Annotated in this window: 13 protein-coding genes; 3 read left to right on the top strand and 10 right to left on the bottom strand. The window is 37.3% G+C overall.

The annotated features are described in order from the left end of the window. Positions 1 to 15: 15 nt before the first annotated feature. The 10 genes from BLV55_RS10845 to dnaA form a co-directional block, all read right to left on the bottom strand. Entirely contained in the window at positions 16 to 816 is an 801-nt protein-coding gene (locus BLV55_RS10845) for a SigB/SigF/SigG family RNA polymerase sigma factor (RefSeq protein WP_093314312.1), read from the bottom strand. After that, positions 816 to 1,244, bottom strand: a complete 429-nt coding sequence (locus tag BLV55_RS10840; protein ID WP_242870107.1) for an ATP-binding protein — start codon at positions 1,242 to 1,244, stop codon at positions 816 to 818. The genes BLV55_RS10845 and BLV55_RS10840 overlap by 1 nt, the downstream gene beginning before the upstream one ends. Before the next feature lie 60 nt (positions 1,245 to 1,304). Continuing rightward, positions 1,305 to 1,619: an STAS domain-containing protein gene (locus BLV55_RS10835; protein ID WP_093314310.1), complete on the bottom strand. Its 315-nt coding sequence runs from the start codon at positions 1,617 to 1,619 to the stop codon at positions 1,305 to 1,307. A gap of 205 nt (positions 1,620 to 1,824) precedes the next feature. Continuing rightward, the gene (gene gyrA, locus BLV55_RS10830) at positions 1,825 to 4,344 is read right to left on the bottom strand and encodes a DNA gyrase subunit A (protein ID WP_093314308.1); all 2,520 of its coding nucleotides are present in this window, start codon (positions 4,342 to 4,344) and stop codon (positions 1,825 to 1,827) included. Between the two features lie 17 nt (positions 4,345 to 4,361). Beyond that, on the bottom strand, positions 4,362 to 6,281 hold the full coding sequence (gene gyrB, locus BLV55_RS10825; RefSeq protein ID WP_093314306.1) for a DNA topoisomerase (ATP-hydrolyzing) subunit B: 1,920 nt from the start codon (positions 6,279 to 6,281) through the stop codon (positions 4,362 to 4,364). Between the two features lie 36 nt (positions 6,282 to 6,317). Further along, entirely contained in the window at positions 6,318 to 6,575 is a 258-nt protein-coding gene (locus tag BLV55_RS10820; RefSeq protein ID WP_143033199.1) for a hypothetical protein, read from the bottom strand. 368 nt (positions 6,576 to 6,943) lie between these two features. Then, positions 6,944 to 8,059, bottom strand: coding sequence for a DNA replication/repair protein RecF (gene recF / locus BLV55_RS10815; RefSeq protein ID WP_176968380.1), 1,116 nt, complete (start codon positions 8,057 to 8,059; stop codon positions 6,944 to 6,946). A 27-nt stretch (positions 8,060 to 8,086) separates the two neighbouring features. Continuing rightward, the gene (locus tag BLV55_RS10810; protein WP_093314300.1) at positions 8,087 to 8,293 is read right to left on the bottom strand and encodes an RNA-binding S4 domain-containing protein; all 207 of its coding nucleotides are present in this window, start codon (positions 8,291 to 8,293) and stop codon (positions 8,087 to 8,089) included. Between the two features lie 61 nt (positions 8,294 to 8,354). Next, positions 8,355 to 9,467: a DNA polymerase III subunit beta gene (dnaN, locus tag BLV55_RS10805; RefSeq protein ID WP_093314298.1), complete on the bottom strand. Its 1,113-nt coding sequence runs from the start codon at positions 9,465 to 9,467 to the stop codon at positions 8,355 to 8,357. Between the two features lie 270 nt (positions 9,468 to 9,737). Further along, complete coding sequence (dnaA, locus tag BLV55_RS10800; RefSeq protein ID WP_093314296.1) at positions 9,738 to 11,132, bottom strand: chromosomal replication initiator protein DnaA; 1,395 nt, start codon at positions 11,130 to 11,132, stop codon at positions 9,738 to 9,740. Positions 11,133 to 11,663: 531 nt separating this feature from the next. On the opposite strand from dnaA, the gene rpmH reads away from it, so the two are divergent. From rpmH to yidD, 3 genes are all read left to right on the top strand, one after another. After that, positions 11,664 to 11,798, top strand: a complete 135-nt coding sequence (rpmH, locus tag BLV55_RS10795) for a 50S ribosomal protein L34 (RefSeq protein ID WP_093314294.1) — start codon at positions 11,664 to 11,666, stop codon at positions 11,796 to 11,798. Positions 11,799 to 11,898: 100 nt separating this feature from the next. Beyond that, positions 11,899 to 12,276, top strand: coding sequence for a ribonuclease P protein component (rnpA, locus tag BLV55_RS10790; protein WP_093314292.1), 378 nt, complete (start codon positions 11,899 to 11,901; stop codon positions 12,274 to 12,276). 49 nt (positions 12,277 to 12,325) lie between these two features. Beyond that, positions 12,326 to 12,550, top strand: coding sequence for a membrane protein insertion efficiency factor YidD (gene yidD / locus BLV55_RS10785; RefSeq protein WP_330386614.1), 225 nt, complete (start codon positions 12,326 to 12,328; stop codon positions 12,548 to 12,550). Positions 12,551 to 12,586 lie beyond the last annotated feature (36 nt).

Genomic DNA, 12,586 nt, shown 5'->3' with positions numbered 1-12,586 from the left:
TTTACATCATGGTTTTTACATCATGGTCTTTTTTAGCTCTTTCTTGAATTTTTCAATAATTTTTTTCTCCATCCGTGAAACCGTCATTTGAGAAACTTGTAAGGTAGTTGCTACCTGCATCTGGGTTTTATTCTCAAAAAACCGATCTTGAAGTACGATTCGTTCTACTTCGTTAAGCTTTTCCATGGCCTGATAAATAAAATCACGATTTTCAATAAAATCAAACATTTTATCAGGTTCACCGATCAGGTCCATAAACTGAATATCCTTATCTTCCCCTTCATTATCGTAAGTCAGGTCTAGGGATTTTGGTGTATATACCTGATTAGCCTCCATGGCTTCGATGACTTCTTCTTCCGTACAGTTAAGATACTCGGCAATGTCTTTTATTTTAGGAGTTCGTTGAAGTTCTTGTTGCAGAGTGGATTTAGTGGTGTTGATTTTTTTTGATAATTCCTGAATTCTTCTGGGCACACGAATGGACCAGCCTTTATCCCGGAAATATTTTTTGATTTCCCCGATAATGGTTGGTGTGGCAAAACTGGAAAATTCATAACCTCTTTCCGTATCAAATCGTTCAATCGCATAGATTAAACCAAGGGATGCCACTTGATAAATATCTTCATAGTCTATCCCTTTATTAAGGTATTTTCTGGAAAGAATTTCAGCGATAAACAAATGTCTTTTTACCAATTCATTACGGATATATACATGCCTGTTATCTTTGTATAATAAAAATAATTCTTTATCACTGAGCGAGTCCATCGGTGGTATCTCTTTAAGATCAGATTCTTTTTTTGAAAAAGATGTATGCATCAGGACTCCTCCCTTAGATTTTTTATCATTCTGATAGATGTGCCCTGGTTGCTTCCAGAATCAATATGTACATCATCCATCAGGGATTTGATGATAAAAATCCCCAGTCCTCCTTCTCTGAGTTCTTCCGTATTAGGTTCCGGAATACTCTCTTTTTGATATCCCTTGCCAAAATCAGAGACAGAAATCGTTAAACGTGCTTTTTCCAATAAAAACTGGACGATAAAATTATCATCTTTAGGACATCCTCCATGCATAATAGCATTGGAGCAGGCTTCTGAAAGGGCCACTTTGATATCTTCGATATCTTCAATATCAAACCCCATACGATTAGCAATTGATGCAACCGTCAGTCTTACTAGGCTAACATACTCAGCTCGATGAGGGATTGAAATTTCAATCATCTCTTGGGTGAGCTCTTTACTCATTTGGCTTAACTCCTTTGTTTTCAAATTCACAAATCATCCCACACTTTTCTTATAGTTATTTTATTCTACCACTATTATTTTATCCAATCCTGTGATATTTAATAATTTTTTTATGCTTGGCTTCATGTTTTTCAGAATAATACTCTTGTTTTCTTTTTGTAATTTTTTAAGTGCACTAATAAAGACACTGAGGCCTGTACTATCAATATAATCTAACCGATCACCTAAAATTTTAACATCTTCTGTTTTTTCGCTCAGCATTTGATTAACCGCTTCTTTCAGTTGGTCTGCTGTATGAAGGTCTACTTCTCCTTCAAGAACCATAATCCATTTTTCTTCTGATTCGTTGTATGTTTTTTGAATTGTCAGTGCCAATATACTTCCCTCCCTTTGTCGTATTAGGTATGCTTTTCGTATATTGTTTTCAAAAAAGAACACTTATAGGTAATTATAACAGAAGATACCGAATTTCACCATGTTAACCATAAAATAGAGTGTAAAATTTTCTTAATATGGGTATCTTCTTATGTCATCAAAGAAAAAAGCATGTCAGTCTTCTTCTTAGAAGACTGACATGCTTTTATTCCTCGCTTTGATTCTCTATTTCTGTTTTCTCTTCTTTCTGTTCTGTCTCTTCTTCCTGTTCTTCATCGATCCCTTTATCCATCGGATCTTCTTCTCTTCTAGGTACCAATGCCATCGAGATGATGTAATGATTTTCATCTGTTCTCATTAGTTTAACCCCTTTGGTTCGTCGATTAAGGCATGGAATCGGCTGCATATCCAAGCGTATAATACTACCATCTTGATTAATCAGCAGCAGCTCATCATCATCATAGGTAAGCCTTGCACCAATGATTTCACCGGTTTCTTCACTATATTGGTAGGTGTATAGTCCTTTCCCACCTCGGGACTGAACTTTATATTGGTTGATATCGGTTCTCTTTCCATAACCTCGTTCACTCACTACCAGTAAATCGCCGTCTTCTTCAGAAACAACCATGGACACCAGTTTATCATCTTTTTTCAGTTTAATGCCCCGGACACCCATGGAACTTCTTCCTGTTTCTCTTATATCTTTTTCATTAAATCGGATGGCGATCCCTTTTGCCGTCACCAATATGATTTTTTGATCATCATTCACCATACGAACGCTGATCAGTTCATCATTTTCTTTTAGATTAATGGCTATTAATCCTTTTTTACGACCTCTTTCAAACTGGCATAACTGGGTTTTTTTCACCAGCCCTTTTTGAGTGGCCATCATTAAGTACTGTAACTGACAATTTTTATTTACCGGAATGGTGGCACTGATTTTTTCATCTGAATCTAATTGTAATAAATTCACAATGGCCGATCCTTTAGATTGACGTTTACCTTCCGGTATTTCATAGGCTTTCATTTTGTAGACTTTTCCTTTATTGGTAAAGAAAAGAAGAGAACTGTGGGTAGAAGTGATAATAAGCCTTTCCACAAAATCATCATCTCTTGTACTCAAACCACTAATTCCTTTTCCGCCTCTTTTCTGGCTTTTATAAATATCCAGTGGTACTCGTTTACAATAACCAAAATGTGTCATGGTAATGACCACGTCTTCTTCAGCAATAAAGTCTTCCATATTGAGTTCATTTACATCTTCTTCAATATCCGTACGTCGGGGGTCCCCATACTTATCACGGATTTCTGTTAATTCATCTCTTATAATATCGTTGATCAAGGTTTCACTGGCTAAGATTTCTTTTAATTCTTTGATTAATGCCAACGTCACTTGATAGTCTTCCATTACTTTATCGCGTTCTAAGCCGGTTAAACGTTGCAGCCTCATATCTAATATTGCCTGAGCCTGTCGGTCTGAAAGTCCGAACTGATTCATCAGCCCTTCTTTAGCTTCTGCTCCTGTGCGAGAACCTCGGATTAGTTTGATGACTTCGTCCAGATGATCTAACGCTATTTTAAGGCCTTCTAAAATATGGGCTTTGTCTTCTGCTTTTTTAAGATCAAATTGTGTCCGCCGGGTAATAATTTCTTTCTGGTGTTGAATATAATGGTGAATCATTTCTTTCAGGTTTAAGATTTGTGGTTGCCCGTCAACTAAGGCCAGCATAATAATGCTAAAGGTGTCTTCCATTTGAGAATGTTTATATAATTTGTTTAGAATAACATTGGCATTGGCGTCTTTTCGAAGTTCAATCACAATACGCATACCAGTCCGGTCACTTTCGTCCCGTAGGTCTGTGATTCCTTCTATTTTTTTGTCCCGGACTAATTGAGCTATTTTTTCAATTAGCTTCGCTTTATTTACCTGATAAGGAAGTTCTGTCACAATAATTTGTTGTTTTCCTTTATCCATTGGTTCAATAGCAGCTTTTGCCCTTACCTTAGCCCGACCTCTGCCGGTACGGTAGGCTTCAATTATTCCTGCTTTCCCAATAATGGTAGCACCGGTTGGAAAATCCGGTCCTTGTATAAAGGTCATCATTTCTTCCAGGGATATTTCCGGATCATCCATATACTGAATGGCACCATCAATCACCTCACCTAAATTATGAGGAGGAATAGAAGTAGCCATTCCGACGGCAATTCCGTTAGATCCATTGACTAATAAGTTTGGATAACGGCTAGGAAGTACTTGTGGTTCTTTTAATGTTTCATCAAAGTTGAGTGTAAAATCAACGGTTTCTTTTTGGATATCCCTTAACATTTCAACAGCAATTTTTCCTAACTTTGCTTCTGTATAACGCATAGCCGCCGGGCTATCACCGTCAACGGATCCAAAGTTTCCGTGCCCATCCACCAGCGGGTAACGAATTGAAAAATCCTGAGCCATCCTGACCATTGCAAAATAAACAGCACTATCTCCATGAGGATGATATTTACCTAAAACATCCCCGACAATACGGGCTGATTTTCGATGTGCTTTTTCTGGTGCTAATCCCAGTTCATTCATGGCGTATAAAATTCGTCGATGGACAGGCTTAAACCCATCTCTTACATCTGGCAAAGCACGACCCACAATAACACTCATTGCATAGTCGATATAAGATTTTTTCATCTCTTCCTCGATGCCTATCGGGAGAATTTTATCCATTTCTTGTTCCATCGCCTATTATCCCCCTCTTATATGTCAAGGTTGGTGACATATTTTGCATTGTTTTCAATAAACTGTCTTCTTGGTTCCACTTTTTCTCCCATCAAGGTAGTAAAAATTTCGTCCGCCACAGCGGCTTCTTCTATACTAACTTGTAATAAGGTTCTTGTCTGTGGATTCATGGTAGTATCCCATAGCTGTTCCGGATTCATTTCACCAAGCCCTTTGTAACGCTGAATACCAACGATACCTTCTTTTTCTGGGCTCATTTCCTGCATCTGTTTTTTCATTTCTTCATCCGAATAGGCGTATCGCTGATCTTTCCCTCGGCTCAGTTTATATAAAGGCGGTTGAGCAATATAGATATGACCACTTTCCACTAAGGATTTCATATGACGGAAAAAGAAAGTAAGTAATAGTGTCCGAATATGAGCACCGTCTACATCCGCATCCGTCATAATAATAATTTTATGGTAACGCAGCTTATTTAGGTCAAATTCATCCCCAATGCCGCAGCCAAAAGCTGTGATCATGGCTCTTATTTCAGAAAAATTTAACATTCTGTCCAACCGGGCTTTTTCTACGTTAAGAATTTTTCCCCTTAAAGGTAAAATCGCTTGGGTAGCCCTATCTCTGCCTTGCTTGGCACTACCTCCCGCACTATCACCCTCGACAATATATATTTCACAAAGAGACGGATCTCTTTCAGAGCAATCAGCTAGTTTTCCAGGAAGTGCTGTGTTTTCCAGGACCCCTTTACGACGGGTAAGTTCTCTGGCTTTTTTAGCCGCTTCTCTGGCTCTTTGGGCACGAAGGCATTTATCCATGACAATTCTGGCGTCAGCCGGATTTTCTTCCAGAAAAGAATCCAAAAATTCGCCGGTAAAACCTTCCACAATTCCTTTTATTTCACTGTTGCCCAGTTTTGTTTTTGTCTGACCTTCATATTGTGGGTCCATTAATTTCACAGAAATAACGGCGGTTAATCCTTCTCTTATGTCTTCTCCCAGCAGGTTAAGGTCTTTTTCTTTCAGGTATCCATTTTTTCGGGCATAATCATTAATAACCCTGGTCATTGCTCCTTTAAACCCACTTAAATGAGTGCCACCTTCCTGGGTATTGATATTATTAGCAAAGGTGAAAATATTTTCTGTATAGGAATCTGTGTATTGCATGGCAATCTCTACAATGGTATTATCCCGTTCTTTTTCAAAATACATAATGCTTTCATGGATGGCTTCCCGGTTTTTATTAATATGACGGACAAATTCTCTAATCCCTCCATCATAATGAAAAATGCTCTTTTTTTCTTTTTCTGGTCGGGTATCTTCCAGATTAATCCGAATGCCTTTATTAAGAAAAGCTAATTCTCTTAATCTATTTTCTAAAGATTCATAACGAAACAATACTTCTTCAAATATTTCCGGATCCGGCTGAAAAAACATGCTGGTACCCGTTTCTTCTGTTGCTTCTTTCTGACATATTTCTGATAAAGGAATGCCTTTTTGATATTCCTGCACATGCCGATAGCCTTCTCTTTTCACTTCCACCTTCAAGTATTCTGATAAGGCGTTAACAACTGAAATTCCAACACCATGAAGACCACCGGAAACTTTATAGCCATCACCGCCAAATTTTCCACCGGCATGCAAAATAGTCATCACCGTTTCCAGTGTTGATTTTCCTGTTTGGGGATGAACTTCTACCGGAATGCCCCTACCATTGTCCGATACCTGGATGGCATTATCATCACTGATAACAACCGTAACTTCCGTACAGTAACCAGCTAAAGCTTCATCAATACTGTTATCAACGGCTTCATAAACCAAATGATGAAGTCCCCGGCTTCCTGTGCTACCAATGTACATACCAGGTCTTTTTCTTACTGGTTCTAAACCTTCCAAAACCTGTATCTGATCTGCATTATAGTTAGGCTGTTGGTTTTCCATAATTTCCCTCACTTCTATTCTTTTGGTATTTCTTATTTAACTATTGGAAACACGGTCTTTTAAGGTCATTGGCGAAATAGAAGAAACCAGCACAATATGCTCTGGTCCTTGTTGATCCTTCCTCTTCTGTTGCCCTCGTTGGTTTCTTTTTTTTTGTCTTGTTAAAGAAGGTGATAAAATAACCAAAGATTTAACAGATTCATCACCTTTATGAAAACAAGTCAGTGTTGATTTTTCTGCATGACTTATTTTTCGAATGTCCATAATGGCGATGATTTCTTTTTTTCGGACCAATAAATTATCTCCAATATGTAAATACATAGCGAATAGGGATCAACTCCTCTTTGAATTGTCCTTAACATATTCATTATATCGTTTTTGTTGATTTTTGGAAAGCTTTCCGGAAGGAAAGCTGCAGGTTGTAGACAAAGTAATTTGAACTCGGTTATAACACTACGATCTTGTGTGTTTTGGTCGAAAGGTCGAAAACAGAAATCCAAACTCACTCGTGCCCTGCGGGTACTCTTTTCAAACAAGGATTTCTACCGGTTTTCTCTCTTTTTCGAAAAACACATACAAGCTCTTTGTTAGATGTCCTCGCCTCAAATTACCATGTCTACATAATTTGTCTTCAGTCTAAGCTTTCCGGAAGGAAAGCTAATTTACCATGTTTTTTTCTTTATTTTTCCATCTTGAATCAAAAAAAAGCTACCTTCAGAATTTTTTTTCATTTTTTCATCAAAATGAGTGGTCGTGATAAAGGTTTGTATTGGTTTTAGATAATGCAGTAAATATTCTTGACGTTTATGATCCAATTCACTGGTGACATCATCTAACATCAATACAGGATATTCGCCAGATTCTTTTTTTACCCATTCTAGTACCGCCAATTTAAGGGATAAAACGACGGTTCTTTTTTGTCCCTGTGATCCAAATCGCCTTACTTCCATCCCATTAATCATAAAATGAATATCATCCCGATGAGGGCCTAAATGTGTTGTCCGATGGTAAAGGTCCTTTTTTCGGTACCTTTCCATTTCCCCTTGAATATAATCCCTTAAATCCACTTGTGCATAGCGATACCAATCCTTTGGTAATTTTATCCCCGGACTGTATTCCAGATCTAAAGCTTCTTTTCCTTCCGTTATTGCTTGATGAATTGGTTTTGCCAAGGCTAATAATTCTGATAAAAATTGGTGTCGCAACTGTAGAACCATACTGGCATATTCGGATAATTGCTGATCCCACACCATAAGTTGTTCTTCGTTGACATCCATTTTTTTAAGTAATTGATTTCGTTGCTTTACTATTTTTTGGTAGCTTTTAAGGCTGTGATAATAACGTGGTGAGGTTTGAATGATTTCGCTATCCATAAACTGTCTTCTTTCCAAAGGGCTGTCTTTAACAATTTTAAGGTCTTCCGGCGAAAAAAGAACGGCTTTCACCGTTCCTAATAAATCGCTAATTGATGTCACGCTTAAGCCATTCTTCTTAACCCTTTTCTTCTGATCTTTTTTTAACAGCATTTCCAGGGTTTTTTCGCCTTCTTGACTGCTTACTTCCAGTTTAATATAAGCCTGATCTTCCTCTTTTTTTATTAATTCCCTATCTTTTCTGGTTCGAAAGGAACGAAGGGTGGCACATAAATACAAAGCTTCCAGCAAATTAGTCTTCCCTTGAGCATTTTCGCCAATAAAGACATTCAGACCAGGACCAAATGTCATTTCTTCCTGATCATAATTCCGATAATTTTTTATTTTAACGCTGTTCAGAAGCAATCTATTCACCTCTTTTTCTTCAGGCTTTTAGGTGATCTTGATCTGTTGATGGTCTACCGTCACTTCATCGCCAGGATATATTTTTTTCCCTCTCTGGTATACGATTTCTCCATTTACGGTGACAATACCAGCATTAATAAATATTTTTGCCTGACCACCACTATCCACTATTTCAGCCGCTTTCAGTAATTGATCCAGTTTTATCCATTCCCCTTCAATCTGAAAAGATTTCATTCCTTCTCCCTCCTCTTTCAATCCGCATGCGAATGAACACTATTCATACTATTCACATTATTTATTCTTCTTCCGTTGTTGCCATTCTGACAGGAAGAACTAAGTGTAAATAGTGATCTCCTTCTACCGGCTTAATAAGTGCAGGGCTTCGGTGATTAATGATATGAATGGCAATTTCTTCTTCTTCAATAACTCGTAAAGCGTCCATTAAGTAACGGGCGTTAAAAGCAATCTCCATATTATCTCCTTCTTGCTCCACCGTCACCTTTTCTTTCATCTGACCAGTTTGTGTATGAGAAAACATCATTAATTCACCATTTTCAAGGTTCCATTTCATTAAGCTGCTTTTTCCTTCGCTTCCCAATAAAGAAGCACGATCTACCGCACTTTGAAGGGCATCTTTTCTTAGAACCATTCTGGTTTCGTGTTCATTTGGCAAAATATTTTCATATTCAATAAAGGCTTTCTCAATTCTTCTGGAGATCATTTTTGTATTGTCCAGAGAGAAAACAATTTGTTTATCCGTAAAAGCAATCTGCATGGGAGACGGTGTATCTCCTGTAATCTGAATTAATTCATTCATGGCCTTTACAGGTATGGTAAAACCTTCTTCTAAATCAGATTCTACCGGACTGTTTCGATAAGCTAACCGAAACCCGTCAACACCGATTAACCTTAGGTTCTGGTCTTTTAATTCGACTCTTAACCCTAGCAGGGAAGGTTTTGTTTCATCCTGAGAGGCACAAAATACCGTTTGGTGTACCATGCTTTTAAATAACTCCTGTGGAATCGTAAAAGAGTTTTCCGCCATCACAATAGGTAATTCCGGAAACTCTTCTTTTTCCAGTAAATGCAACGTGAAAGAAATATGGTCACAGGATATGGTTAATTGATTCTGTTCATCTACCGTAAACGTCACTGGTCGGGAAGGTAGTTTTCTTATATAAGAGGATAATAACTTTGCATCAGCAACAAAAATGCCATCTTCTTCCACTTCTGCAGAAACAAAATGTTCAATTCCTATTTCCAGATCTGTCGTGACTAATTTCAAGTAGTTTTCTGACGCTTCGACGAAAACACCTTTCAGAACAGGAAGGGTTGTTTTGCTGGAAACGCCTTTTTGAACCGTAGATAAACTTTTCATTAGGTCCTTTTGATCGATGGTGAAACGCATTGTGGATAACCTCCTTTTATTATATGGAACTCGAAGAACAGACAACAAAAAAGTAAAAGTTAGTAGTCATAGTAATAGGCCCTGTGAATTTGTTTAAGATCCGGTCAAAATCTTGTTTTTTCAACGTTTTGACCTGTGAAGAAACTTGTGTAAAAAATGTTTTTTTATCCACATTTACCACAGTCAGGTGCAAAAAATTAATGGATAAAAACTTATCCACAATTTATCCACAGCCTTTTCACATTTTTTACACATGGTGATGGGGATAGGTTAATCCCCACCTTTTATTTCTCTTAACATTTCTTCAACCCGTTGTTTTAAGCGATCATCTTTTTCCATTTCTTTGACAATTTTATCATGGGCATGCATCACTGTTGTATGATCCCGATTACCAAATTCTTTACCTATTTTAGGTAAAGATAAATCGGTCAGTTCTCTGGTTAAATACATGGCGATTTGTCTGGGAAAAGCAATAGAACGAGTACGTTTGGTAGAATCTAGATCTTCTGCTTTGATGCTATATTGATTAGAAATATATTCTTTAATAAATCCTACATTAATCTGTTTTGACTGAGTAGTGAAGACTTCATTAATAATACGACTGGCGGTATCAATATTCAGTTCATTATTATTAAGTTTGCAATGGACTACGATTCGGTTTAAGGCTCCTTCTAACTCCCGGATATTGGATTGTATTTTTTTAGCAATAAAGAGTAAAACATCATCAGAAACATTTAATTGTTCTAAATGAGCTTTTTTTCGCAGGATGGCAATCCTTGTTTCATAATCCGGCGGTTGAATATCGGCAATTAAACCCCATTCAAATCGACTTCGAAGCCTTTCTTCCAAAGTAGGGATTTCTTTTGGTGGTCGGTCACTGGAAATAATAATTTGTTTATTATATTGGTGAAGGGCATTAAAAGTGTGGAAAAACTCTTCCTGGGTTCTTTCTTTATTAGCAATAAACTGGATATCATCAATCAGTAATACATCCACATTTCGATATTTATTTCGAAATTCAATGTTTTTATCATCCCGGATTGAATTTATCAGTTCATTGGTAAAGGTTTCTGAAGATGAATAAAAAACTTTCATTTGTTTATTACTTTGTAAGATGTGATGGCCAATGGCATGCATCAGATGCGTTTTTCCTAAGCCGACACCTCCATAAATAAAGAGGGGATTATAGGCTTTTGCTGGTGCCTCAGAGACAGCTACCGATGCGGCATGAGCAAAACGGTTACTGTTACCAACCACAAAGGTATCAAAAATATACTTGGGGTTAAGATTATTGTTAGCTGTCTGAATCGTTGTGGCTGTTTGAGTTTTCTCTGTGGAAGATTGATTGTTTCCTGTTTTTTCTTCTTCTGTATTAGTAACTAAGGTTGTGCTATCAACTGTTTTCACTTCATCAGGGAGCTGAAAAACCACGTCATAAGAACAGGATGTCACCTCTTTGATGGCATTTTTGATTAGGATGAGATAACGGTCACTTAAAATATTTTTAATAAACTGATTGGGGGCACGAAAAATAATTTGATTTGCATCGTCCTGTACCCTTAAAGGTTCGATGACTTTAATCCAGGTATCAAAACTAACACCGGTCACTTCCTGTTCAATGACACTAAGTGTTTCGTCCCATATCTGTGATAACTGCTGATCCATGCTGTAAACCTCCTGTAGCTTTCCATAATAATAAACCCGCAAAGTTATTTGCCTGTGAATTTGTGTATAACTCTGTGGATTAATTGTTAAAATCTTGTTGATGAGTCCTATTATATAAAGAGTGGCGAAAGATAGCAAATAAGCCTTTATCCACAAAACATATTTTCTGTTTCTTTTTTGATAATGAGTTTTTATCAGCAGGATAGCTTATTTACCCACAATTTTATCCACACCCTGTGGATAAGTATGAATAAAATGACAAAATTCATTTTAATTCTTAAAGCTACATAAATCAAGGAATTTATCCACATTTATTCATGAAACACATTAATTTTTTTATGGTTTATCCACATTTACTTGAGTAAAAATTTTTTTCCACATTTTTTGTGGACTTACTTTTCCACAGTTTTCTTTTCTTGACACTAGAATAGGATATCGTTATAATCTATGTGTATCAGTGTCTGATTCATCAGTTGTTTATGTGGATTTTATCCTTCGCCGCTGACCAGATGTAAAGGGGGTGCATTCACGGTGAAAAGAACTTACCAGCCAAAAAGAAGACAAAGAAGTAAAGAGCATGGCTTCCGGAAAAGAATGAGAACAAAGAGCGGAAGAAATATATTAAGAAACAGAAGAAGAAGAGGAAGAAAAGTGCTGACTGCATAAGGCCGCGGGATGTGGCCTTTTTCTGTATGGGATTTATCTCTAGATAAGATTTATCTCTATAGAATGAAAAGAATACTTTCAGCGGGAGGGAGGAAATAAAGTGAAACCCGTCCCGACTATTAAAAAGAACAAAGAATTTCGTACGATTTATCAAAAAGGAAAATCGGTGGCGAACCGTAACTTAGTCCTTTACTATCGAAAAAATCCACAGGTAGAAACACGAATAGGCATTACGGTATCAAAAAAAGTCGGAAAAAGTGTGGTACGGAACAAAGTAAAACGACGGCTAAAAGAAATATTACGGGAAAAGGGTGACCAGCTGCCCAAGGGCTATGATTTGGTATGGATAGCTCGTATAAGCTGCAGTGAAGCAGATTACCACACGCTGCAAAAAGCCGTTACACATCTTCTGAACAGAACTTTCTTTTCGAAAAATCGATCCTCAAAAAAATCGATGGAAAAAGGATCTGCAGAATAAAAAAGGATCATGGATAAGGATTGAACTGATGAAAGCAGGTGTTACCTAATTGTGGATAAAGCGGATAGTCATTTTCCTTATTAAAGGATATCAGCGTTACATATCACCACTAACAGGAAGCGTCTGTCGCTTTTATCCTACCTGCTCTCAGTACAGTCTGGAAGCTTATGAAATTCATGGGTTTTTGAAAGGAACATGGTTAACCCTAAAACGTCTCTCAAAATGTCATCCATGTCATTCAGGAGGAGTGGACCGGGTACCTGGCAAAAAGTAATAGATATAAAAGCAGTTAATAAAGCAGTTAGTAGAG

The sequence above is a fragment of the Tindallia californiensis genome (genome assembly GCF_900107405.1).
Classification (GTDB): Bacteria; Bacillota; Clostridia; order Peptostreptococcales; family Tindalliaceae; genus Tindallia; species Tindallia californiensis.
This window is presented reverse-complemented; position numbering and strand designations above follow the sequence as displayed.